The sequence below is a fragment of the Stenotrophomonas sp. 22385 genome, assembly GCF_052045085.1.
Lineage (GTDB): Bacteria > Pseudomonadota > Gammaproteobacteria > Xanthomonadales > Xanthomonadaceae > Stenotrophomonas.
Genome location: NZ_JBQEOG010000010.1, coordinates 16,807 through 39,875 on the forward strand (window position 1 = coordinate 16,807; position 23,069 = coordinate 39,875).

Below are 23,069 nucleotides of genomic sequence, written 5' to 3' on the forward strand. Positions count from 1 at the left end.
GGCTCACGCGCGGGCCAGCAGGCGTACCGCGCGTGCTTCTGCCACTGCCACCAGCAGGCGTTCCAGGCCCAGCCAGGGATCGCCATCGGCGCGGCCCTTGGCCATGCGGTCCACCAGCCCGGCTTCGGCCACGAAGCGCTCCCAGCGCTTGGCGTCAGGGTGGCGCTGCAGGGCCCGCTTGAAGGGCGCCTGGCGCGATTCCCAGATGCCACGGCTCTTCATCTCTGCCGCCAGGTTGCCACCGCGCGCCTGCACCCTGGCCAGCGCGGCGGTGGACAGCATCTCGCGGATCACCATCGGCATCAGCGCAGCCACGGCCTCGCCTTCGCCGCGCAGCCCGGCCAGCATGCGCAGCACCGCCGCCGGTTGTCCGGAGAAAGTGGCTTCCAGCAGTCGGAATACATCGTAACGGGCGGCGTCGGCCACCAGCGATTCCATCGTGTCTGCATCCAGGGTCTGGCCGCTGGCCAGCAGCGCCAGCTTGTCGATTTCCTGGGCGGCAGCCAGCAGATTGCCTTCTACGCGCTCGGCCAGCCGCTGCACGGCGGCCGGATCCGCGCGCAGGCCCTGCTGGCGCAGGCGACGCTCGATCCAGTCCGGCAGTTCATGCGGCTTGATTGCCCAGGCCACCGACAGCACGCCGACACGGTTCACCGCCTCGGCCCACTTGCCCTGGTGCGCCTTGCTCCATTCGTTGCAGGTGATCAGCAGGATCACGTCCGGCGCCGGGTTGGCGCAGAACTGGCTGATCACCTCGCCGCCCTCCTTGCCCGGCTTGCCGGTCGGCAGGCGCAGCTCCACCAGCCGGCGCGCACTGAACAGACTGGGCGCGTTGAAGGTGGCATCGAGCTGGTTCCAGTCGAAATCACGCCCGTCAGCGTCGAACACTTCACGTTCGCTGATGCCCTCGGCGCGCGCGCGCGCGCGCACCGCATCGGCCGCTTCCAGTACGCGCAGCGTTTCCGGGCCGGCGATCAGGTACACCGGCGCCAAGGCCTGGCTGGCCGGCTGGCTGGCAAGTTGTTCGGGGCGCAGTTCCATCGTGCGGCCGGTCCGCCAGCGGACCGGTCAGCCGGCCTGCGGCGGCTTGACGGCCGGTACGTCGGCCGGCGGCGTGGTCGGCGGTACGCCGGCAGGCGTTGCTGCCGGATCGACGGCGGGCCTGGCGGGCGCGTTGAGTTGACCCCGCTCCAGCTGGGCGCGCACTACGCTGTCGATGCGGCGCATGATCGACGCGGACATCTCACGGCGCAGCTCGTCAGCCAGGATCTCGCGCTCGGTGGTGGTGCCGGTGGAGTCGGTCGGCGGCGACACGTAGTCGCGCGACAGCTCGATCACCTGCTGCGGCACCAGGTCGCTGCCGTCTTCGCGGCGGAAGACGAAGATCACCGCGTAGCGCAGGCTGAACTCCTGCGCGCGGCCCTGCGCATCGATGGCGATGGGCAGGTCGCCCCAACGCTCGGACACGACCTGCAGCTGCGCAGCCGGCTCCTTGCTGTCGGCATCGGCAAGCGTCGCGCCCGATGCCTGCAGGCCACGCCGGAGCAGCTTGGCCAGTTCGCTGTAGGGTGCGGTGGATACCACCTTCACGGCCGCCGTATCAGCCGGCAGCATCAGCTTGTTGCGCAGGTGGAAGCCACACCCGGCGAGGGTCGCGGTCAGAACAAGGGCAAGCAGGAATCGGGTCATGGGCACAGTCTGGATGAGCCGGGCTCGCCCGGCAACAGGAAAAAGGGTTACCCGTACGATGCCCGACCCCACGTGAACACCGCTTGAGAAACAGCGCCATCGCCCTGCGCAGCCACGCAGGGCGTGGCGCTACGCGATCCCGGTCACGCGGCCACGATGTTCACGATCTTGCCCGGCACGATGATGATCTTGCGCACGGTCAACCCGTCCAGGAACTTCGCCGCGTTCGGCTCGGCCAGGCCCAGTGCCTCGATCTGGTCGCGCGGGGCATCGGCGGCCACCTCGATGGTCCCGCGAAGCTTGCCATTGACCTGCACCGCCAGGGTCACCGCATCACGCACCAGCGCGCTGGCGTCGGCCTGCGGGAACGGCTGGTCTTCCAGCAGCGTTTCACCATGGCCCAGCACCTGCCACAACGCATGGCTGGAATGCGGGGTGATCGGGTTGAGCAGCAGGACGGTGGCCTGCAGCGCTTCCTGGCGGACCGCGCGGCCCTGGTCGGAGCCGTCATCGAACCTGGCCAGCGCGTTCATCAGTTCCATCACTGCGGCGATGGCGGTGTTGAAGCTGTGCCGGCGGCCGTAGTCATCGCTGACCTTCTGGATCGTCTCGTGGGTCTTGCGACGAAGCGCCTTCTGCTCGGCAGTCAGCGCCTGCTGCAGTGCTGCCGTGAGGGACAGCTCATCCATCACCCCGCTGGCGGCGTGCTTTTCCACCTGGGTCCACAGACGGCGCAGGAAGCGCGCCATGCCATCCACGCCGGCTTCGTTCCACTCCAACGACTGCTCCGGCGGTGCGGCAAACATGGAGAACAGGCGGACCGTGTCGGCTCCGTATTTGCTCACCATGGCCTGCGGGTCCACGCCGTTGTTCTTGGACTTGGACATCTTTTCGGTGCCGCCGATCTCCACCGGCTGGCCGTCGGCGATCATTACCGCACCGGTGATGCGGCCGCGCTCGTCACGTTTCACGTCCACGTCGGCCGGGTTGATCCAGTCCTTGGAACCGTCCGGGTTCTGGCGGAAGTAGGTGTCAGCGATGACCATGCCCTGGCACAGCAGGTTCTGCGCCGGTTCGTTGCTGTCCACCATGCGTGCATCACGCAGCAGCTTGTGGAAGAAACGGAAGTACATCAGATGCAGGATCGCGTGTTCGATACCGCCGATGTACTGGTCCACCGGCAGCCAGTAGTTGCCGCGCTTGTCCACCGCGTCACGGGCACCGGGGGAGGTGTAGCGCGCGTAGTACCAGCTCGATTCCATGAAGGTATCGAACGTGTCGGTTTCGCGCTCGGCCGCGCCGCCGCAATCGGGGCAGGTCGTCTTGCGCCACTCCGGGTCGGCCTTGATCGGCGAACCGGTGCCGACGAAGTTGACGTCTTCCGGCAGTACCACCGGCAACTGCTCTTCCGGCACCGGCAGTGCGCCGCACTTGGGGCAGTAGATCACCGGAATCGGGCAACCCCAGTAGCGCTGGCGGCTCACGCCCCAGTCGCGCAGGCGGTAGTTCACCCGGCGCTGGCCCTGGGCCTTGCGCTCGAAACGTTCGGCCAGCGCCTCGAAGGCGCCCTGGAAGTCCAGCCCGTCGAATTCGTCGGAGTTGACCAGTTCCGTCTCGCGGGTCTTGTCGCCGTACCAGTCCTGCCAGCGGGTCGCGTCGTAGGCGGCGTCGTCCTTGCGCGGCGACTTCAACGCGATGACCTGGCGGATCGGCAGGCCGTACTTGTTGGCAAATTCATTATCGCGCTGGTCGTGGCCCGGCACGGCCATCACCGCACCGGTGCCGTAGCCCATCAGCACGAAGTTGGCCACCCACACCGGTACCTGGGCACCGGTCACCGGGTGAATCGCGCGCAGGCCGGTATCCATGCCGCGCTTTTCCTGGGTTTCCAGTTCGGCTTCGGACACGCCACCCTGCTTCATCTCGGCCAGCAGCGCGGCCAGGGCCGGGTTGCTCTTGGCCGCGTGCAGGGCCAGCGGGTGTTCGCCGGCAATGGACACGAACGTCACGCCCATTACCGTGTCCGGGCGGGTGGTGAACACGCGCAGCGGATCCAGCGCGCTGCCGTCGGCATCGCGCACGTCGAACTGGATCTCCAGTCCTTCGGAGCGGCCGATCCAGTTGCGCTGCATGGTCTTGACCGAATCAGGCCAGCCCGGCAGTTCGTCCAGGCCGTCGAGCAGTTCCTGGGCGTAATCGGTGATGCGCAGGAACCACTGCGGGATCTCGCGCTTTTCCACCGGCGCGCCCGAGCGCCAACCCTTGCCGTCGATGACCTGTTCGTTGGCCAGCACGGTCTGGTCGACCGGATCCCAGTTCACCACCGCGTTGCGGCGGTAGGCCAGGCCCTTGCGCATCAGGCGGGTGAACATGCGCTGTTCGTGCACGTAGTACTCGGGCGTGCAGGTGGCGAACTCGCGCGACCAGTCGATCGCATAGCCCATGGCCTTGAACTGGCCACGCATGTGCTCAATGTTGGCGTAGGTCCACTTGGCCGGCGCGGTGCGGTTCTTGATCGCCGCGTTTTCCGCCGGCAGGCCGAACGCATCCCAGCCCATCGGCTGCAGCACGTTGTGGCCGGTCATCCGCTTGTAGCGGCTGATCACATCGCCGATCGTGTAGTTGCGCACGTGGCCCATGTGCAGCGCGCCCGACGGGTACGGCAGCATCGAAAGGCAGTAGTACTTCGGCTTGTCCGAGGCCTCGTTCACCTCGAAGGCGCGCGTGGCGTCCCAGAACTTCTGGGCGGCGGATTCAACCTGCTGCGGATCGTATACGTTGGGTTCGACGCTGGTCATGGAAAACACAGTTGCGGCGGCAAAGCGGCACAGCGTACCGCAGTGCGGCAAACGGCTCCAATCATCGCCTTCGCCAATAGCGGACCGAAATGGCATCCTGTTGATAAATCACGGAATTACCCGTGCCCATTTTATCCACGACCGCCCTCCCCCGCGCACCCGCGCGTGGATTGCGGTCGAACCCGTCAATTCACCCGGGGCGGACCTTGGCTGCCAGCGGCAGCGCGGCCGCCAGCCACACCACCCACGCCACGAATGCCAGGCGCTGGGCCACCGGGGCCGGCATGACGGCCTGCAGCACGAACGCCCCCACCAGCACCGCCAGGCCCGCTGCTACGTGCAGCGCCGCCAGCCTTCCCCAGCCCGGCAAACGCCGCGCGGCGAGCCCGGACATCAGCGCGCCAGGCACGAACGCCAACACCCAGATCATCCACGCACTGGCGTGGTACTGGCTGGCCAGGCTCTCGATGTCGGTCGCATCCAGCGGCAGCACGCCCATCGCGGCGAAGGCCAGTCCGGACAGCACCAGCATCTGCCCGCCCACCCGCATCGTCCACGGCGCGGTGACCGGCACGCGTGCCAGCAGGCGCAGCGCCACCACCACCGCCAGCAGACCCGGCAGCACGAAGCCGAACAGGTCGAACGCCACCGCACGCGGCACCCCGGTCGCCCCCAGCAGCGCCACCGGATGGCCGAGCGGCAGGTAACCGGGCAATACGGCGCCGAAACCCAGCACCGAAGCCAGGAAAAGCACAGCGCCGGCGGCGCCGAACAGGGGGTCGAAACGTTGCACGGTCTTCATCGGGCCCTCTCCACCCACCATTGGGGTTGCTTCTCAATATGGCCGGCACCATACACTGGGTACATCTTTAATCGTTGATTCCCAGACCATGAGCGAACTGCCCCACGTCTTTGACGCCACCACCGAAACCTTCGAAGCCCAGGTGCTGCAGAAGTCGCTGCAGACGCCGGTGCTGGTCGATTTCTGGGCCACCTGGTGCGAGCCCTGCAAGACCCTGGGCCCGATGCTGGAAAAACTGGCCGGCGAATACAACGGCGCCTTCGAACTGGCCAGGGTGGACGTGGACAAGGAGCAGCAGATTGCAGCCGCCTTCCAGATCCGCTCGGTGCCGACCGTATTCCTGGTCAAGGGCGGCCAGTTGGTGGATGGTTTCCCCGGCGTGATTCCGGAAAGCCAGCTGCGTGAGTTCCTGACCCAGCACGGCATCAGCCCGGCCGAGACGGCCGAGGCCGCGGCCGATGAGCCCGCACCGCTGGACCCGCAGGCGCGCGTTGACGTGCTGCGCGCGGGAATCGCCGCCGAGCCGGACAAGGAAGAGCTCAAGCTCGACCTGGCCCTGGCCCTGCTGCAGACCGGCGCCACCGCCGAAGCCAGTGCGCTGATCGAGGCGCTGCCGGCCAATCTGGCCACCGACGACCGCGCCGTGCGCGCCCGCGCCCGCCTGGATTTCGCCAAGGCACTGCAGGACGCCCCCGCGCCAGAGCAGCTGGAGGCGCGCATCGCTGCCGATGGCAGTGACCTGCAGGCCCGCCACCTGCGTGGCGTGCAGCAGTTGCTCGGCGGCGAAGACGAAGCCGCGCTGGAGCAGTTCCTGGCCATGTTGCAGAAAGATCGTTCCTATAGTGACGGCCTGCCACGCAAACTGCTGATTGACGCCTTCAAGGTGATCGACGACGCCGCCTTGGTCGGCCGTTACCGCCGTTCGATGGCCGCACTGCTGTTCTGAGTCGGTACGGCGTTCAGCATTCCTGTACCGGAGCCGGGCAATAATGTGATCGCGGTCTCTTTTAGCCGCGATCCATTCGGGGGGATGCGGTCTGGCCATGGGGGCCGCACGGCTGGGCCCCGCCTTCAGGGCACAGATGACCGTGAGTTCGACCCGCTTTCCACGCGCCCGCGCCTGCTCTGTCAGCCTGCTGGTGCTGCTGGCACTGCTGCTTTCCGCGTTCCCGCTGCTGGCCCAGGACTGGACCTACCGGGTCCGTCCCGGCGATACCCTGTGGGATCTTGGGGCGCGTTACCTGAAGCCGGGCGTGCCGTGGGAGCGACTGCAGGCGCATAACCGCGTGAGCGACCCCTACCGGCTGACGCCTGGCAGCCAGCTCAGGTTCCCCATTGCCTGGCTGCTGGTGCAGCCGGCGCCTGCCCGCGTGCTGGCCGTACGCGGCCGCGTGCAGGCAAGGCCGGGCGACAGCGGGCCTCTGCGTGATGTCGTGGAAGGCGAGCAGCTTGGCATCGGCACGCACGTGGTTACCGGCAGCGACGCCAGTGTCACTCTCGTCTTCGCCGATGATTCGCGCCTGCAGTTGCGCGAGCACTCGCACCTGCGCCTGGACCAGCTCAGCCGTTATGGTCACACCGGCATGGTCGACACCCGCCTGCGCCTGGAACAGGGCCGCAGCAGCAACCGGATCACCCCCGCCAGGGGCCCGGCTTCGCGCTACATCATCGACGCCCCCACCGCGACCAGCAGCGTGCGCGGCACGCAGTTCCGGGTCAGTGCCGGCGGCGAGGGCGGCATGGCCGCCACTGAAGTACTGGAAGGACGCGTGCAGGTCGGCAACCGGCGCGGGCAGCAACTGGTTACCCCCGGTCACGCCACCCGGAACCGGACCTCGGATGCCCGCCCCGGCCCGCCGGAAGCCCTGTTGCCCGCCCCGGTTCTGGCCCGCAGCGGGCTGCGCCTGGACCCGCTGCCGGCGCAACTGGCGTGGGAAGCAGTAGCGCAGGCCACCCGGTACCGGGTAGAAGTAGTGCGCGCCGATCAGCCGGAGATCCTCTTGTTCGCCAGGGACACCGCCGACACCACCATGACCGTGCCCGACCTGCCTGCCGGCGTGCTGCGGCTGCTGGTGCGTGCGGTCAGTGCCGACGGCGTGGAAGGGATGGACGCGCAGGCCGATGTCGAGGTCCGCGACCAGCCGGCGCCGCCACTCACGGTGCGCCCGGTCAACGGAGAAGCGTTGGCCAGCGCGCGCCCACGCTTCGAGTGGAGCCAGGTCGACGGCGCCGCCAGCACGGTACTGCAGGTCGCCACCGAGCCGCAGTTCCTGCAGCCGATCCTGGAGCAGGAAGGCCGCGGCACCCGGATGCGCGCCAACGGCGACCTGCCCCCGGGCGCGTACTTCTGGCGCGTGGCCTCACGCGACGACAACGGTCACCGCGGCCGCTTCGGCCAACCGGTGGCGCTGGGCATCCGCGATGCGCCGGTCGACCCTGCGCTGCAGCCACCGCAGGCAGCCAAGGGGCAGCTGACCCTGCGCTGGCAGGCGGGCGAGCCCGGCCAGCGCTACCGCGTGCAGCTGGACAAGCGCGGCGATTTCGCCCATCCCTTCCTTGACCGGCAGGTGGACCAACCCGAGGTCACGCTCAAGCGTCCGTGGCACGGCACCCTGCACGTGCGCGTGCAGTACATCGATGACGATGGCCATGCCGGCCCATTCTCGCCCGCGCAGCAGGTCAAGCTGCCGTGCCGCACCTGTCGTGGCGCCGGTGCCGGCGCCCTGCTGCTGCTCCTGCTGCTGTGAGACCGCTTACGCTCTCCTGGCCGCGGCGCATCGTACTTGCGGTGCTGGTGGGCGTAGTGGCGGCAGCGGCCAGCCACGGGCAGTGGTTCTGGAAGCAGGATGAAGCGATCTACGACACCTACGCTGGCTCGTGGGACTACGCGCCAGATCCCCGCCTGCTGATCGTGGCCATCGATGACAGCAGCCTGCAGCAGCTCGGTCAGTGGCCGTGGCCGCGCTCGACCCATGCGCGGCTGCTGGACCGCCTGACCGCCGCTGGCAGCCAGCGCGTAGCGCTGGACCTGCTGCTGTCCGAACCGGACCGCCAAGACAGCGCGCAGGATGCCGAACTGGCTGCTGCGATCCGCCGCAACGGCCACGTAGTGCTGCCGGTGCTGGCGGCACCCTCCAGTGGGCCGCGGATGGCCGAGGAACTGCTGCCGATTCCGTTGATTGCCGCCAACGCCTCGATGCTGGGTCATACCGATGTGGAAGTGGACGCCGATGGCGTTACCCGCGGGTTGTATCTCACCGCAGGCATCGGCTCACCACACTGGCCAGCGCTGGGCCTGGCGCTGGCCAACACGCGCGGGCCGCTTCCCGGACTGATCGATACCCGCCCTCGGCATGACGCGCCCTACCAGTGGCATCGCAACCATTACGTGCGGGTGCGCTTCGCCGGCCCGCCCGAGCGCGTCCCGCAGGTGTCGTATGCGGAGGTGCTCAATGGTGACGTCAACCCCGGGCTGCTGCGCGACCGTCTGGTGCTGGTCGGCATGACCGCCAGCGGCATCGCCCCACGGCTGCTCACCCCGACCACGCGCGAGCGCTGGATGAGCGGCACCGAATACCAGGCCAACGTGGCGTCGATGCTGCTCACCGGCAATGTTGTCAACGTATTGGCGCCATCATGGCAGGCGGTGTTGAGCGGCGTGCTGGTGGCGCTGTGCGCGCTGGGGCTGACCCTGCCGCGCGCGGTGGCAAGTGCCCTGCTCGCCCTGCCGCTGGCGCTGCTGTCCAGTTTCGTCCTGCTGCGCGGCGGCCACCTGTGGTTCGCGCCAGCCGCTGCGCTGACCTGCATGCTGGCGGTCATCTGCGCGTGGGTGCTGTGGCGGATCGCGGCATGGCGCCGGCAGGCCAACAGCGATGGATTGACCGGGCTGGGCAACCGCCTGCGTTTCGAACAGACGCTGCAACAGGAACATGATGCCGGCCGCCGCAGCGGCCGCCCGCTGACCCTGGTGCTGATCGACGTGGATCACTTCAAGCAACACAACGATCTGCACGGCCACCACGCCGGCGATGCGGTATTGCGCCGGATCGCCAACGAGATCCGCGCGCATGCGCGGCGACCGCGCGACATGGCCGCACGGTTTGGTGGAGATGAGTTCGCGCTGGTGCTGCCCGATACGACATCGGAAGGCGCAGTGCAGGTGGTCGAAGACCTGATCGCCGCGGTACGCGGCATGCATCTGTCGCCCGGGCCGCCGCTGCACGCGCAGATCACCCTCAGCGTGGGCCTGTACACCCGCACCCCCGATGCCAGCAGCGAACCGCGCCATTACTTCGAAGGCGCCGACGCGGCGCTGTACCGCGCCAAGGCCGCAGGCCGCGACGGCTACGCCACCGGCGACGGCAACGACGCCTACGAATCGTAGAGCCACGCCCTGCGTGGCTGCTGTTCGTGACCGCGTAGCCACGCAGGGCGTGGCGCTACACGTGGGCTGCGAAGATGGCCTTGATTTCCGGTGTGCCGAACCGAACCGCCCAGGTGGCCGTCGTCAATCCACCGGGGCCTGCCGAGTGCGGATTGGCGCCGCGACGGAGGAGCAGTGCGGCCACACCATGATGCTCCTGCCACACCGCCGCCTGCAGCGCTGTTGGGGTCGAGCGGGGCCTTTCCACGGCCAGGTTGATGTCGGCACCGCCATCCAGCAGCGCTTCCACAATGGCCTCGCGGCCATGGAAGGCGGCGTCATACAGCGGGGTGTCGCCGGATGATTTGAGGATATTGGAATCCGCACCATGCGCGATGAGCACCTTCACCACTTCCAGGTGCCCACTCATCACCGCCGCGCTCAATGCAGTCTGACCGTCACCGTCATGTTGATTGACATTGGCACCGCAGCCAAGCAGCTGCCTGACCGCATTCACATGACCGTGCGAAGCGGCCCGATGCAACGCAGTACATCCACTCGTGGCGATGCAGTCCAGGGAGTCGCGGCCATGGGTGTCGACCATCTCCTGCAGCACCGTCACATCGCCGGCAATGGCGGCCCGCATCCATTCCCTGGAGGCAGGATGCGAACGATCCCGCTCACGCTGCTCGAACAGCTCCAGGATCCGCCCCGTCTGGTCGTAGCACGCCTCTGAGCGCGCGCGTCCGAGCGGCGTGGACCCATCATGTGCCGTCGACCTGAGGTGGATGCCGGGATGCTGCAACAGCAGCTCGACGATGGGCGCGTCCCGGTGCTTGACCGCGTTCCACAAGGGCGTGGTGCCATCCCAGGTACTGGCCACGTTCGGGTCCGCACCGGCGTTCAACAGCTGCTTCACGTTCTCGAGGTGCCGGTCTTCAACGGCCAGCCACAGCGCCGACTGGTGGTGCCGGCCAGTACTGTTTGGGTTCGCGCCGGCCTGGAGCAGCGTGCCGACTGCATCGGCATCGCCCCACTCGATCGCACGGAGTAGTTCTCGGGAGGCACCGGGACGACCGTCGCTGGTGGTCACACCGTCTGCATCCACGCCCGTCTTCAGAAGTGCGGAGACGGCAGCCCTGTCGCCTGCCCTGGTTGCAGACTGCAGGGCAGTCTGAGCCGAAGGCTAGAATACCGGCATGGTCCCATTCCCTACGTGGTCCGGGGCGGCGACATTAGTGGCGGCGGGAGTGATCTGTGCGTTTTCGGACCGAAGGACGGGCTTGATCAGCGCTCCTGCACCACTGGTTTGCGAAATCATGACGACGTTTTCCTGTTTTGGGGATGGCCGCAGACGCAATGAACGGCCTGCCGCGCATGCTCGCAGTCGTCGGGCGGAGTGGATTCCAGGAAACGCGCAGCATCAAATCAGTCGCGACATTTCTGTGTCGCCACCGCACCAACCATTACGAAGCGCCATCCAGCGGTGACTGCATTAAGCGACTTCTTCGTCCGGCGGGGAGGCACGGCGGGAGGTGGATTGCGCACCATACGGGTGCGGATGGTAAGCTTTCCGCACCTCCCCAGCCCCCTTGACCACGCTATGAAGGCCAGCCTGTTCCGCCATGGACTCAATCTGTGGCCGCCGTTTCTGTTTGCCGGCATCCATGTCACCGAGGTCACGCCCGATTACCGCTTCGTCCGGGTGGCGCTGCGGATGCGGCCGTGGAACCGGAACTACGTGGGGACACACTTTGGGGGCAGCCTGTTTGCGATGACCGATCCGTTCTGGATGCTCACCGTCATGCAGAACCTGGGGCGCGACTATTACGTGTGGGACCGGGCGGGCGAGATCGAGTTCCTCAAGCCTGGCCGTGGGACGGTTACCGCCGAGTTCCGGCTGGATGAAGCACTGCTGGATCAGTTGCGGGCGGCTACCGCCAGTGGTGAGAAATATCTGCACTGGTTCAGCAATGACATTGTTGATGCACAGGGTGAAGTCGTGGCCCGGGTGCGCAAGCAGGTGTACATCCGGTTGAAGCCGCAGGCGCGCGGTTGACGCGTGGCGCGTATTGACCAACGGTCGATACCTGCCGGCTGGAGCGGCAATCGTGATGCGGCCCGTTTCACCGCGGTCAACACAGCATCTCCCGACAGGACGCATTCTGCGGCGGCTGGCCGCGTAAACCGGGCCCGCGCCCCGCTACAATGCGCCGATGTCACCAGAAGCCCCCCACCTCGTTCCGCGCCCCTCCCTGCAGCGCCTGTTCCTGACCGGCCTGCTTACCCTGCTGCCGATCTGGTTGACCTGGGTGGTGATCAAATTCGTGTTCGTGCTGCTGTCGGGCATCAGCAGCCCGGTGGTGGTGCCGCTGTCGGCGCAGATCGCCGCCTCGTTCCCGCACTACCTGGGCTGGGTCAAGGTGGAGTGGATGCAGAACGTGTTCGGCCTACTGGCCACGCTGCTGGTGATCCTGAGCGTGGGCGTGCTGAGCCGCCGGGTGATCGGGCAGCGCCTGCTGCGCTGGTTCGGGGCGGTGATCAAGCGCATTCCGCTGGCCAGCATCATCTATGAAAGCGCCAAGAAACTGCTGGACATGCTGCAGACCGAGCCGGGCACCACCCAGCGCGTGGTGCTGATCGATTTCCCGCACCGGGACATGAAGGCCGTCGGCCTGGTCACCCGGGTGATCCGTGAACAGGGCACCGGGCGCGAGCTGGCTGCGGTGTATGTGCCGACCACGCCGAACCCGACGTCGGGGTACCTGGAAATCGTGCCGGTGGAGCTGCTGACCCCGACCGACTGGACGGTGGACCAGGCGATGAGCTTCATCATCTCCGGCGGCGCCGTGGCGCCTGAGACCGTGCCGTTTACGCGGGCTGGGGAGCGCTGAATAGGCGTTCCGGCCCTCGGGCCGGGCTGCGTGGGACACGCGTGGCGTGTCTCTACGCTGTATGGCGCGGGCGCCGAGGTGGTTGTGGCCGGCTGAATCAGGCAAGCTCCCGGGTCTGTATAGGATTTACGGAAGCATTCGATGCCCCACCCCGCCCGTGCCTTGGCGCTCGTGATTGCCTCACTGCTGGTCTTCAGCGCCGCTGCCCCGGCCGAAGCCGCCAAGAAGAAGGCCAACCGGCCCGCCGCCGCACAGACGCGCCAGGCCAAGCCGAAGGCCAAACCCCGCGCCCGCCCCGCCGCCGCCCCCGCGCGGCAGCCGCTGGTGCGCCAGCAGACCAAGGCCGCCCAGCTCGAGCGCATCTACGATGAGTACTGGGACGCCTCGATGCGGCTCAACCCGCTCCAGGCCACCTTCCAGGGCGATGCCCGCCACAACGACCAGCTGCCCAACATCCTCTCGCCGGCCTACCGCCAGCAGTCGCACGATTTCACCGAACAGTGGCTGGGCAAGGTCGAGAAGATCGGCCCCGATGGCCTGACCGGGCAGGACCTGCTGAGCTACCAGATCTTCGTGCGCGATGCGCGCATGTCGCTGGCTGCCGAAAAGTACCCCGCCTGGATGCTGCCGGTGAGCCAGTACTACAACCTGGGCAGCATCATGGCCATCCTCGGGTCGGGCTCGGGCGCGCAGCCGTTCAACACCGTGCAGGACTACGACACCTGGTCCAAGCGATCGCTCGGCATCCCGCCGCTGTTCGACCAGGCCATCGCCAACATGCGCGAGGGCATGCGCGCCGGCGTGGTGCAGCCGCGCGACCTGATGGAAAAGGTGCTGCCGCAGCTGGATGCGGTGATCAAGCCCACCGCCGAAGAAAGCATCTTCTGGGCGCCAGTGCGGAACATGCCCGACGATTTCCCCGAGGCGGACAAGGCCCGCATCACCGCCGAGTACAAGCGCATGATCGAGTACCGGCTGATGCCAGCCTATCGCGCCCTGCGCGGCTTCATCGCCACCGAATACCTGCCGGCCACGCGGAAAACCGATGGCCTGTCCGCGCTGCCCAATGGCGTGGCCTGGTATACGCAGAACATCGTGCAGAGCACGGCCAGCACGCTCACCCCGCAGCAGATCCACGCGCTGGGCGAACAGCGCGTGGCCAGCCTGCAGGAGCAGATCACGGCGGTAATGAAGCAGAACCGCATCCGCGGTTCGCAGCAGAAGCTGATGCGCAGCATGCGCACCGACAAGGACTTCCAGTACGCCACGCCCGATGCGCTGGTGATGCGCTACAAGCAGCTGCAGCAGCAGGTGGGCGCGCGCCTGCCTTCGCTGCTGGATACGCTGCCCAAGGCTCCGCTGGAGATCCGCCCGGTGGAAGCCGACCGCGCGGCCAGTGCGGCGGCCGTGAGTTACCAGCCGTCGCTGCCCGATGGCATGCGCCCGGCCGCGCTGTATGTGAACACCAATGCCCTGCCCAGCCGACGTACCTGGTCCGCGCCGGCGCAGTACCTGCACGAAGGCATTCCCGGCCACCACGTGCAGCTGGGTCTGCAGCAGGAACTGGACAAGCTGCCGCGCTTCCGTCGCCTCGGCGGCGACGTCGCGTTTGTCGAAGGCTGGGGCATGTATGCCGAATCGCTGGGCGATGAACTGGGGGTCTATCAGGACCCCTACGCGAAGATCGCCTACCTGCAGGGTGCGTTGACCCGCAGTGCGCGCATGGTGGCCGATACCGGCGTGCATGCGCAGGGCTGGAGCAAGAAGCAGGCGGTGGATTATCTGGTCAAGACCGCCGACATGCCGGTGGAAGATGCCACGGCAGAAGTGGAGCGCTTCATGGCCCTGCCCGGCCAGACCCTGGCCAATGGCCTGGGCGAATTGAAGATGATCGAGTTGCGGGACAAGGCCAAGGCGGCACAGGGGGCGGCGTTCGACCCGCGCCGGTTCCATGCCGAAGTGCTGCGCGATGGCTCGATGCCGCTGGATATCCTGGAAGCGAAGATCGATCGCTGGATTGCGGCGCCGGCGGGCCAGGCGGCGCCGGGCGGCTGAACGGAAAAAGAAGCGGGCCGCGTCAAGCGGCCCGCGTCATGCCTCAGTATTCTTCCGGCTTGGCGCCGAGTTTCTCTTCGTCGCCGAAGATCATCGTCTGCAGGAAGTCGTTGCACCACCATTTCCGCGCCATCTCGCGGGTTGTCGCGGCTGCGTCGAAAATCGGCTTCTTGTCGACGTCCGGCAGCGACGGCAGCGTTTCGGGCCCCGGCGGTTTGGTCGAGGGGTCGTCCAGCGAGGCCTGCACGCGCTGCATCAGCGTCTGCTTCTGGCCCTCGACAGAGGTCGTGTTGAAGGGCGCCATCGCTCCCAGTTTTTCCAGCATCATCAATCTACTCCAATCGGGTTCAGGGGTAAGGGCAGCTGTTTGAGCCGGGCATCGATCCCGCTCACGTATGCGCCGGCGCGCTGGCGCGCCGCTGCTTCCAGTGCATCGGCATCCACACTGGCTTCCACGGCGGAAGACATCGCGCCCACCGGGTCCAGTTCAAACAACAACGGGCCGGCCTTGAGCATCGGCAACGCAGAGCGCGCCGCCACGATCTGTACAGGCGGCGCTTCGGCCTTGGCTGCCAACTGCGCCAGTACGGCTTCACCCAGTGCCGGCATCCGCTCCGGGACGTACAGCACCAGTCCGGCCTCGGCTGCACCCAGCAACTGTTCGCAGCGGCGCACGACCAATGCCGCCTCCACGCCTTCTGCAGCCAGGCTCGCCGCGATCACATCACGCACCTGGCCGAGCACCGCTTGACGCGTGGCCTGTACGTCGCCCAGCGCGGCCGCCAGCAATGGCACCGCCTCGGCAATGGCGTCGGCGTAGCCTTGGCCGAATCCATCAACGCGCGCCTGTGCAATGGCGGCGTCCACCTGCTCCGGCAACGCCCCCAGTACGGCGGAGGCGCGACGCCGCGCGGCGGATTCGAGCTGGTCGGCCCGCGCGGCCTGGCCCAGCGCGCTGGGCGCGATCACCCCGCCCTGCGCGTGCGCCAGCACGTGCTCAGGAAAGCTTTTCAACATAGGTCACCGCCGTCCAGAAAAGGTCCATATCAATCCGTTCGCGCGGCAGCGGGCGCAGCCCATCGCCTGCCATGGGCGCAAACGGAAGCGAAAGCCGCGCGGAGAGCCAGGCGGGCAGCAATGGTGCCAACGGCTGAAGCTCCACGCCGCCCCAGATCAGCAGCACGCCGGCAAGATCCGCCGGTGCCGGGTCCTGCACACGGGCAACGGGCTGCGGCACATGGCCTGCCCGCATGAATGCCTGCACCGTGGCGGGCAACGCCGCACATCCCCGCTGGGACGGCAGCCACGCGGCCAGCCGGGCGGCCGCCATGAGCATGGCAATCTGCGGCAGGTTCGGCCACAGGCCCAGCAACCGGCGCGTCACCATATCCGCCGGGTCCACCCGCGCAGCGGGCATCGGCAGACGCCGCTGGCGGATCAGCGTGGCGTTCAGCCAGCGTTGCTGATCCACCGTTGCGCTGGCATAGGCCTCCCGCCAGGGCCGGTAGTACGCGGCCGGGGCATACGCAATGTGCATGGCCTCATGCACCGCGCCACCGCCTCCAGCCGGCGGGTCCATCGCGTCGGGCGGAAACGCGCTGGAACGCCTTGCTTACGCGGTTCCCTACCGCAGGCACCAGGCGGATCAGCACCCATCCACCCAGCAGCAACAGCAGGGCGATCACACCGCACAGCACCATCCAGGCCACCGGCACGCTGCGCTCACTGCCCGCGGTCACGGCCAGGGTCCGCGGCCCTTCTACTTCGGTAAGAATCACCGAGACGTTGTCGTACTCAACACCATCGAAGGTGTTGCGCAGGAAGCGTTTTACGGTCTGCAACAGCACTTCGGCATCGACACCGGGCTCATGTGCGACCACGGCCGCCACGTGCATACGACGACGCTCGGCACGTCGGCCTTCGGTGCCAAGGTTGGCATCGTAGTTCAGGTGCACGCGACTGGACTGCACACCATCGATCAGCTGCAGCGACTCTTCCAGCCGCTGCTCCACCGCCGATATCAGCCGCGCACGCTCACCGAGCGGCGTGCTGACAAGAGAATCGGCCGGAAATGCCGCCGATACCTGGCTGCGCGGCGCCGATGGAAGATCGTTGCGCTGCATCAGCTCAATGGCTTCGGGCAGGTCGCGTGGCCCGACCTGGACCTGATATCCCCCCTTGCCGAGATTGAGCTTTTCGGCGTCGATGTTATGGCGAAGCAGCACGGCAATCACTTCATTGGCCTGGCGTTCGTCCAGGTTCTCCAGCAGTGGCTTGCGCGCGCAGCCAACCAGAACCACCAGCGCAAGCAGGGGCAGCACCACACGCCACCGGCTGAGGCGGCGTACGGCAACCGCAAGAGGCGGCTTGTTCATGACTTGAGCAGCGTCTCCACCGCCTTGTTGGCATGGTTGGCCAAGCCCGCGGCTACGATCATGCGTTTGCTGTAGTCGGCCAGAGTGAGCTGCAACTCGAACAGGGCCGCCGGGCTGGACGCGGTAGCGGGGTTGTTGCTGGCGGCCTGGATCGCGGCCAGGTCATTGCCAGCACTGACATAACCGTTGGCCAACGCCTGGCTCATGCGGTCAGAAAGTGGAACGGCAGCGCCTTCAGCGCCGCCCACCGCGTCAATCTCGGTGGCAATCTGTGTCACTTGCACGGGGGCATCTCCTGCGGTTTCCCGCATAAAGTCCTGGCGCCGGCAGCACTGCTGCCGGCGAAGGAGTTCATCAACCCAGGTTACGGGCGTTCTGCTTCTGCATGTCCGACAGGCTCTTGGCCGAATTCGACTGCAGCGTGCGGTAGGTGGTGTACGCCGACAGGGCAGTCTGATAGTCGGCCAGGTACGCCGGATTGGTCGGATCGCCCTCATCGCCGCCTTCAACACCATCACCGGCGATCTTCTTGAACGCTTTGTCCAGCGCCTCTTTCAACGTTCTTACGCCTTGATCAAATCGATCGCTGTGGTCGCCCAGCCAGCCCCACTGCGGCCCCTGGACATCGCCATCAAAATCGTCGCCCGGAACGGGCTTTGTACCAACGGTTGGTGTAGTCATTACAGTTACTCCGGAAGAAAGGTCAACGGCTGCCTGCCGTGGAAAAATCCCAGCGACCTTCGCCTACAGAAAGCAACTGGTCCTGGGAATACTGGTAGGAACGGCCTTTCAGCAGGTCGTCCCACAAACGGATGCTGATGCGCACGCGGCGCTCGCCCCACTGCTGCACGAAGTCATCGCGGTACTGCGCCATGGCGTGCAGCGATGCGTCATCGAGGAATACATCGTTGGAGATGCTGGCGCGGCCGGCCTGGCTGCCGGTGCGGGTGGTGATGCCCCGTGCGCGCAGCTCGTCACGCGCGATCGCCACCAGCTGGCCATCGCCTACCAGGCGCACATCGATGCTGGCCGCGTAGGGCATCTGCGGCACCAGCAACGCCTGCACCTGGCGCTGGCGCTCGGCGTCATTCAGGCCCAGGGCGGTGATCACCACCTCCGGGCGCTGCGGGGTGCGCAGGCGGATCACCGCGTAGGGCACGCTGGCACTGTCGAGCACGGCACCGATGCGTGCGGCCTCCACGTGGCGCTCGCGGTACTGGTCCTGCAGGCGACCGGCGCGCTGGCTGGCACGCTGGCCCCAGGCCACGGCCTCGGCGCTGTCGCTGAAGGCGTACAGGCGTCCTTCGGCGTCATGCACCACGGTGTAGTTGTAGGGCGACTTCGCCAGTACCGCTTCCAGCGTGCGGACCTGCGTGGCCGGCCGCTGGCGGTCGTAGAGCCACCAGCCGCCGGCGCCCACCGCCATCACCAGCGCGGCAATGGCAATCCAGCGGCGGGCGCCGGCACCGCGCGTGGGGCGCATTACCGGGGTATGGGGCGTGCCTTCGTCGACCACCACCGGCAGGCGGTGGTCCAACACGGCCGCCGACCACGTCTCGGTGTCGGGGCGCACGGCGAGCGCGAGGCCTGCCACGTACACCACCGAATTCAGTGGCAGGTCCTGCGGACTCCAGAGGTCAGCTCCTTCAGTGCGCACTTCCAGCATGATGCTGTCGTCGCTCAGGTGGAAGCGGAACGAGGCCGGGGCCAGATCGCCGGGGATGTAGAACACGTTGTCCGCGTTTGCCAACGTGGCGCCGAGCTGGCCCTGCTGCAGGGTGCGGGCCGGGCCAACGTGGAAGACGGTGTCGCCGGGAGAGAGGGTGAATTCCACGCCATCGAGCTGGCCGGAAAGCAGTTTCAACTTGTGCGCGGGGAGCATTGGAGTCCGGGGAATGCGGGATCGGAAGTGCCGGTGCACAAGGCATTGCGGCGACGACGCGCAGACTGACAGCTCCCCCGAACCCCCTCCATGAAACAAATTTCAATGTCCGCGCACTGCACTTTCTTGTAGTGGTGCCTATCGCACGGTGCAGACGCAACGCGTTACACGAATCATCAAGCAGCCGTATCCCGTTCGCTCAGTTCGACCGGCCGTGGTACAGCGCGGTGACCTTGCGCACGTACTGGCGGGTTTCGTTGAAGGGAGGCACGCGGTTGCCATGGCGTTGCACGGCGCCCTCACCTGCGTTGTACGCAGCCAGCATGAGGGTAAGGTCACCGTCGAAGCGACGCTTCAGCCAGACCAGGTACGCGGTGCCTGCACGGAGATTCTGCAGGGGATCGAGCAGGTCTTTCGCGCCGAAGCGTTTGCCCGTGGCGGGAATCACCTGCATCAGGCCGAGCGCTCCCGCGTGGGATCGGGCCTGGGGGTCGTAGGCGGACTCCACCGTCACGATGGCATGCAGCAGCCGTGCGTCCACGCCGTGTTCGGCGGCCACCTGGTCAATGAGCGGGCTCCAGCGCGACGCGGCCTTTGGACGCGACGCTGGGATTGGCGCACGCGGAACGGGCGCTGGCACGTAGGTCCGGTGCGGATCAAACGCCTTTGCCCCCGCAAGGGGGGCATCGGAGACCTGTAGCTGGCCGTTGCGATCCAGGGTGGCGAATACCTGGCTGGCACCGGCCGGCAGGGCGGTGGCGGCCAGCGCCACCACCAGCCCCACACTCCAACGCCTCACGCCAGCGCGTCCGGACCGGCAATCGCGAGGTGCAGGTCGGCAAGCGTTACCACATCACGCAGGGCTTCGGCGTCCGGCAGCGTGCCGCCGGCTTCCTCGATCTGGATCAGCAGCGCGTGCATTTCCAGCGAGTCCACATCCAGATCTTCGACCAGACGCTGTTGGGAGCCAACCTCTTCCAGCGGCCGCCCGAGATGGGCGGCTGCCAGTTTGCGGATGTCCTGAAGGCTCAGCACCGCTTTCATGAGCTGGCCTGCTTCCGGGCGACGACCCTTTCCAAATGTGAGGCGAAGTTGGTGGTGGATGGTACGGCCGGAGCGTCGGCGGCCCGCGCCCTCGCCTGCAGGTTCCGAATGAGTCGGTTCAAATCGTCATCCGGCAAGGTCTTGAAGAATGCAGTCTGCCGGTCACCCACCTTAATTGCCGGATCATCCCCATCCGTGCCCCCGGTGAGGGTCGGCGATGCATGGCCGGAATCATCGCTGTCATCCACCGAGGTGAATCCTTCCCGTGGTGCGCTGACGTCGGGCAGCTCGTCATCGAGCCCAGTCAAAGCGCGCGAGGTCGAATCATCGACAGAATCCTGCTTTGCCAAATGGCTGGCATATGCCTCCTTCAAGCGAGTCGACGTGAAGCGTATCGGGGCTGCCGTCGCGGTATCCTGCGATTGGCGAAGTGTGGCACGCGAACGTCGATTGGCCTCGATGATCTTCCACCTGAGTTCATCGGCAGAGCCATCGTCTGAATCCAGGCTTTCGATCGAGGTACTGCGCGCGATCAGCGAGGAGGGCCCCATGAACGCCTGCGTCGGACCGGTTGCCGCAGGGACGCCAGGGCTGCGGGCATCCAGACGCTCCTCCTGCTGCAGCAGGCCCGGAAGCTCACCGCTTGACCGCTTGGAGGCGTCCAGAATCGGAGCGCGCAGCGGGTCCGCGAAGGAGGTAATGTCAATGTTGATGCTGGGGACCGAGTTCGAGCGGTCGAGCCCCTGCACCTTCCGGGTTTCGGCGGAGAGCGGCAGCGACAGCGCGCGCGCGATGGGTGAGCCCTGTGCGGCACCGCTGATCATCCGGCTATTCGACCGCGCCGGTGACGCCGTCGGCTCCGGATCAACGGTCGAGCCGATTGCCCTTCCCTGCCCGCTATTGAAAATAGCGCGACTGGACTCCGACCAACCCGACAGCGTTGCACGTGAGTTGCTGGAGCCAGATCCGGAGCGCACCGCTGATCGGTCGCCCGCCTCCAGTGAGATTTTCAGTGCCGCAGACGCCCGCGACCGGGTCAGGTCCCAGGACGTCGCAGCGGTCGTGCCGGGATCCCGCCGCGCGCGCTCAGCGGCCTTCAGTTTGTTCCTCTCGACGAAGCGATCGGTCCCAATCTGCAAGGCGGTCTTCTCCGGCAATGCGGGGAAACCCTCACGGGTCTCTCCCTTGGTGCGCTCCTTGCCTGCCACAAAGCTCGGAAGGATCGGCTTCGCGCCGTTCAGCTGAATCAGTTCATTGAAGCGCCCGGGTGACGAGACTACCGGCGGGAGACGCTTCGCTGTTGCCGGGACATACGGCATGCCGGCCCTGGCGCTTCGCTCCTTGACGTACTTCTCCACCGCCGACGGTTTGACCACATTCGGGTCTTTTCTACGCTCAGTGGGCGGCTCGTGCTCATCGCGCGGTTCCGTCCTTTCCTGGTAGCCGGCCGCCTGCAGAAAACCGGTGTACTCGTGGTAACCAGGGGCGCTGTCATCAGTGCCACCGGGACGGTTGGGACCCTTATTCTGCTGCACCTGGCGATTCTGCTCGTTCCGCTGGCGCTGATCGAGCTGCTGGGTTCCGCCCAGCCGGTTCCGGCTATCGTCCTGTCTCGGGTTGCGCGGACCACCATTGCCGTTGCCATCGCCATGGACACGCTGCTCTGCACGGCGCTGGTCATTCTGCTGATTCCGGTTCAGATCGCGCAGGACGCCATCCGGGGGCAGTAGCGCGGTGTTCGAGCGGTTCTGGCGCGACGTGTCCAGGTCCGGATCGGGTGCACGCGTGTTGTTGCGCGGCCCACCATCGCCATTACCAGTGGCTCTCAACGGGGTCTGCTGCGCTCGGCCACGGTCTGGCACGCGCTGGTCGTCAAGCCGGCGCAGCGTACCTTCCGGCGGCAAGGTCGGGGTGGACGCGTTGCGAAGCGGGCGCGAATCGCGATGATCGCGCGTAACATCGGGGTCGGTCTGGACAGCTGCATCCTGACGCTGGATATCATTGCCGTTGTCCACGCCCTTCGGCTTCGGCACCAGGTCGGGTACGCGCGACACGCCCGGACCGTTGGACCAGACGTTCAGGCGGTCCGTCTGATTGAGGAACTTCTCCAAGAGCTGGTCATACTGCCGTTCAAGCCGGGAACTGCGCTCTTCCAGCTTCTCGTTCCGCTTTTCCAGCTTCTCATTTCGCCGGGTAAGATGCTCGATCTGCGCGTCCCGGTTGCCAACCGTGTACGCGTCCCTGCGCATCTCCTCGATCAGCCGATCGAGATCGACGTTGTTGACGTGGTTCAACGGCGGTGCCGGCTTGTTCAGATGCCGGACCAGATCAGCGAAATCATTGTTGATCCTCACGTTGTTGTACGCGATCGGTGCACGGCGGTCATCAAGCGCCCACTGCGGGAGCTGAGGAGGTGCGTCACGCCCCGTCGCGCCCGGCTGTTCGCCCGTTCGACCGGGGTCGCCCTGAACCACGTACTCCGGGAGTTTCAATATATCCAGAATGGCAACGATCAGGTGTTCGGCGCCGCCGCTGTCGATATGCGTCTGCACGATCTTCTCCAGGTCGTCGCACATCTGCTTCTGGAGGACCTCCATCGGATCAGCCGAACGGTCGTTACTGAGGAAGCGCCCAGGATCCCGTTGCCGCTCTTCTATGCTGGCCATCAACGGGCCTGGCAGGATCGCAGACGCAACGCGCTCAAGCAGACTCGCGACGGATTCATCCTTCGCGCACTCCAGCATGCGCTGCCGCGCCACCTTCATGGCATCGGTCAGCTTATCGCTGCTGCTGTCGCCGTGGTACCCACCATCCGGAACGGTCGTGCAACGGCCTGCCTTGATGCCGATCTCGATGAGGGACTTCTCGATCTTTTTCATGCATCGCATCACCACCGGGTCGGGGGAATCCGGATCAATGCGCGTCGCCAGGCTGGCATGCATTGCCCCCAACGCGGTCAGATGCATGAGAAGAAGATTGCCGAAATGCTCGGTTGTCTCCGGCCCAAGCAGCGTCAGCGTGCGATCCATGGCCTTCTGCTCTGACCGGGACAGCTTGTCGCGGGCAGCGGCCATGATGTCGTACGACACACTGATCGCATTGCTGTGCGCGCTGCGATGGTGTACGCCGATCACCCTCGCCATCTGGGACTGTGCGGAATTCGTCCT

The 23,069-nt window shown here is 66.6% G+C and carries 21 protein-coding genes; 6 read left to right on the forward strand and 15 right to left on the reverse strand.

Annotated features, from left to right (window positions below; all coding sequences use genetic code 11):
- Positions 1-3: 3 nt before the first annotated feature.
- From holA to ACTJI4_RS16600, 4 genes are all read right to left on the reverse strand, one after another.
- Entirely contained in the window at positions 4-1,041 is a 1,038-nt protein-coding gene (gene holA / locus ACTJI4_RS16585; RefSeq protein ID WP_392920217.1) for a DNA polymerase III subunit delta, read from the reverse strand.
- Positions 1,042-1,068: 27 nt separating this feature from the next.
- Positions 1,069-1,689: an LPS-assembly lipoprotein LptE gene (locus ACTJI4_RS16590; protein ID WP_392920220.1), complete on the reverse strand. Its 621-nt coding sequence runs from the start codon at positions 1,687-1,689 to the stop codon at positions 1,069-1,071.
- Between the two features lie 143 nt (positions 1,690-1,832).
- A complete protein-coding gene (leuS, locus tag ACTJI4_RS16595) occupies positions 1,833-4,487 on the reverse strand; it encodes a leucine--tRNA ligase (RefSeq protein ID WP_440869979.1) in 2,655 nt (884 codons plus the stop codon).
- 190 nt (positions 4,488-4,677) lie between these two features.
- Positions 4,678-5,289, reverse strand: coding sequence for a DUF998 domain-containing protein (locus tag ACTJI4_RS16600; protein WP_392920226.1), 612 nt, complete (start codon positions 5,287-5,289; stop codon positions 4,678-4,680).
- Positions 5,290-5,377: 88 nt separating this feature from the next.
- Between ACTJI4_RS16600 and trxA the strand changes: the two genes are divergently transcribed.
- The 3 genes from trxA to ACTJI4_RS16615 all read left to right on the forward strand — a co-directional run bounded on the left by trxA (position 5,378) and on the right by ACTJI4_RS16615 (position 9,673).
- Positions 5,378-6,235, forward strand: a complete 858-nt coding sequence (gene trxA / locus ACTJI4_RS16605) for a thioredoxin (RefSeq protein ID WP_440869980.1) — start codon at positions 5,378-5,380, stop codon at positions 6,233-6,235.
- Between the two features lie 136 nt (positions 6,236-6,371).
- Positions 6,372-8,036, forward strand: coding sequence for a FecR domain-containing protein (locus ACTJI4_RS16610; RefSeq protein WP_440869981.1), 1,665 nt, complete (start codon positions 6,372-6,374; stop codon positions 8,034-8,036).
- Positions 8,033-9,673, forward strand: coding sequence for a CHASE2 domain-containing protein (locus ACTJI4_RS16615; protein ID WP_392920235.1), 1,641 nt, complete (start codon positions 8,033-8,035; stop codon positions 9,671-9,673). Before ACTJI4_RS16610 ends, ACTJI4_RS16615 begins: the two co-directional genes overlap by 4 nt.
- A 55-nt stretch (positions 9,674-9,728) precedes the next feature.
- Here the strand turns inward: ACTJI4_RS16615 and ACTJI4_RS16620 are convergent, their stop codons facing one another.
- Positions 9,729-10,745, reverse strand: coding sequence for an ankyrin repeat domain-containing protein (locus ACTJI4_RS16620; RefSeq protein WP_440869982.1), 1,017 nt, complete (start codon positions 10,743-10,745; stop codon positions 9,729-9,731).
- A gap of 510 nt (positions 10,746-11,255) precedes the next feature.
- Between ACTJI4_RS16620 and ACTJI4_RS16625 the strand changes: the two genes are divergently transcribed.
- The 3 genes from ACTJI4_RS16625 to ACTJI4_RS16635 all read left to right on the forward strand — a co-directional run bounded on the left by ACTJI4_RS16625 (position 11,256) and on the right by ACTJI4_RS16635 (position 14,601).
- Entirely contained in the window at positions 11,256-11,711 is a 456-nt protein-coding gene (locus ACTJI4_RS16625; protein WP_440869983.1) for a DUF4442 domain-containing protein, read from the forward strand.
- Between the two features lie 157 nt (positions 11,712-11,868).
- Positions 11,869-12,546, forward strand: coding sequence for a DUF502 domain-containing protein (locus ACTJI4_RS16630; protein ID WP_068853557.1), 678 nt, complete (start codon positions 11,869-11,871; stop codon positions 12,544-12,546).
- Positions 12,547-12,687: 141 nt separating this feature from the next.
- Positions 12,688-14,601: a DUF885 domain-containing protein gene (locus ACTJI4_RS16635; protein WP_440869984.1), complete on the forward strand. Its 1,914-nt coding sequence runs from the start codon at positions 12,688-12,690 to the stop codon at positions 14,599-14,601.
- Positions 14,602-14,644: 43 nt separating this feature from the next.
- Here ACTJI4_RS16635 and ACTJI4_RS16640 read toward each other — a convergent pair whose 3' ends face one another.
- The 10 genes from ACTJI4_RS16640 to ACTJI4_RS16685 all read right to left on the reverse strand — a co-directional run bounded on the left by ACTJI4_RS16640 (position 14,645) and on the right by ACTJI4_RS16685 (position 23,045).
- Positions 14,645-14,929, reverse strand: a complete 285-nt coding sequence (locus ACTJI4_RS16640; RefSeq protein WP_392920248.1) for a hypothetical protein — start codon at positions 14,927-14,929, stop codon at positions 14,645-14,647.
- Positions 14,929-15,615 carry a hypothetical protein gene (locus tag ACTJI4_RS16645; protein WP_392920251.1) on the reverse strand — a complete coding sequence of 229 codons (687 nt, stop codon included), beginning with the start codon at positions 15,613-15,615 and terminating at the stop codon, positions 14,929-14,931. Before ACTJI4_RS16645 ends, ACTJI4_RS16640 begins: the two co-directional genes overlap by 1 nt.
- Complete coding sequence (locus ACTJI4_RS16650; RefSeq protein WP_440869985.1) at positions 15,599-16,138, reverse strand: hypothetical protein; 540 nt, start codon at positions 16,136-16,138, stop codon at positions 15,599-15,601. Before ACTJI4_RS16650 ends, ACTJI4_RS16645 begins: the two co-directional genes overlap by 17 nt.
- Positions 16,139-16,142: 4 nt before the next feature.
- A complete protein-coding gene (gene sctJ / locus ACTJI4_RS16655; RefSeq protein WP_440869986.1) occupies positions 16,143-16,976 on the reverse strand; it encodes a type III secretion system inner membrane ring lipoprotein SctJ in 834 nt (277 codons plus the stop codon).
- Positions 16,973-17,260 (reverse strand): type III secretion system inner rod subunit SctI, encoded by a 288-nt coding sequence (gene sctI, locus ACTJI4_RS16660; RefSeq protein WP_440869987.1) that lies wholly within the window; start codon positions 17,258-17,260, stop codon positions 16,973-16,975. The genes sctJ and sctI overlap by 4 nt, the downstream gene beginning before the upstream one ends.
- Positions 17,261-17,330: 70 nt before the next feature.
- A complete protein-coding gene (locus tag ACTJI4_RS16665) occupies positions 17,331-17,657 on the reverse strand; it encodes an EscF/YscF/HrpA family type III secretion system needle major subunit (protein WP_392920263.1) in 327 nt (108 codons plus the stop codon).
- Positions 17,658-17,679: 22 nt separating this feature from the next.
- A complete protein-coding gene (locus ACTJI4_RS16670; protein WP_440869988.1) occupies positions 17,680-18,840 on the reverse strand; it encodes a PrgH/EprH family type III secretion apparatus protein in 1,161 nt (386 codons plus the stop codon).
- Positions 18,841-19,057: 217 nt separating this feature from the next.
- Positions 19,058-19,657, reverse strand: a complete 600-nt coding sequence (locus ACTJI4_RS16675; RefSeq protein ID WP_440869989.1) for a lytic transglycosylase domain-containing protein — start codon at positions 19,655-19,657, stop codon at positions 19,058-19,060.
- Positions 19,654-19,902, reverse strand: a complete 249-nt coding sequence (locus ACTJI4_RS16680; RefSeq protein ID WP_392920273.1) for an acyl carrier protein — start codon at positions 19,900-19,902, stop codon at positions 19,654-19,656. Before ACTJI4_RS16680 ends, ACTJI4_RS16675 begins: the two co-directional genes overlap by 4 nt.
- On the reverse strand, positions 19,899-23,045 hold the full coding sequence (locus ACTJI4_RS16685; protein ID WP_440869990.1) for a hypothetical protein: 3,147 nt from the start codon (positions 23,043-23,045) through the stop codon (positions 19,899-19,901). The genes ACTJI4_RS16680 and ACTJI4_RS16685 overlap by 4 nt, the downstream gene beginning before the upstream one ends.
- Positions 23,046-23,069: the final 24 nt, after the last annotated feature.

Coding starts and splice junctions, on each gene's coding strand:
- ACTJI4_RS16610 (WP_440869981.1), top strand. CDS start 6,372: ATGACCGTGAGTTCGACCCGCTTTCCACGCGCCCGCGCCTGCTCTGTC.
- holA (WP_392920217.1), bottom strand. CDS start 1,041: ATGGAACTGCGCCCCGAACAACTTGCCAGCCAGCCGGCCAGCCAGGCC.
- ACTJI4_RS16680 (WP_392920273.1), bottom strand. CDS start 19,902: ATGAAAGCGGTGCTGAGCCTTCAGGACATCCGCAAACTGGCAGCCGCC.
- ACTJI4_RS16630 (WP_068853557.1), top strand. CDS start 11,869: ATGTCACCAGAAGCCCCCCACCTCGTTCCGCGCCCCTCCCTGCAGCGC.
- sctJ (WP_440869986.1), bottom strand. CDS start 16,976: ATGAACAAGCCGCCTCTTGCGGTTGCCGTACGCCGCCTCAGCCGGTGG.
- ACTJI4_RS16625 (WP_440869983.1), top strand. CDS start 11,256: ATGAAGGCCAGCCTGTTCCGCCATGGACTCAATCTGTGGCCGCCGTTT.
- ACTJI4_RS16650 (WP_440869985.1), bottom strand. CDS start 16,138: ATGCACATTGCGTATGCCCCGGCCGCGTACTACCGGCCCTGGCGGGAG.
- ACTJI4_RS16685 (WP_440869990.1), bottom strand. CDS start 23,045: ATGGCGAGGGTGATCGGCGTACACCATCGCAGCGCGCACAGCAATGCG.
- leuS (WP_440869979.1), bottom strand. CDS start 4,487: ATGACCAGCGTCGAACCCAACGTATACGATCCGCAGCAGGTTGAATCC.
- ACTJI4_RS16600 (WP_392920226.1), bottom strand. CDS start 5,289: ATGAAGACCGTGCAACGTTTCGACCCCCTGTTCGGCGCCGCCGGCGCT.
- ACTJI4_RS16640 (WP_392920248.1), bottom strand. CDS start 14,929: ATGATGCTGGAAAAACTGGGAGCGATGGCGCCCTTCAACACGACCTCT.
- ACTJI4_RS16590 (WP_392920220.1), bottom strand. CDS start 1,689: ATGACCCGATTCCTGCTTGCCCTTGTTCTGACCGCGACCCTCGCCGGG.
- trxA (WP_440869980.1), top strand. CDS start 5,378: ATGAGCGAACTGCCCCACGTCTTTGACGCCACCACCGAAACCTTCGAA.
- ACTJI4_RS16665 (WP_392920263.1), bottom strand. CDS start 17,657: ATGACTACACCAACCGTTGGTACAAAGCCCGTTCCGGGCGACGATTTT.
- ACTJI4_RS16635 (WP_440869984.1), top strand. CDS start 12,688: ATGCCCCACCCCGCCCGTGCCTTGGCGCTCGTGATTGCCTCACTGCTG.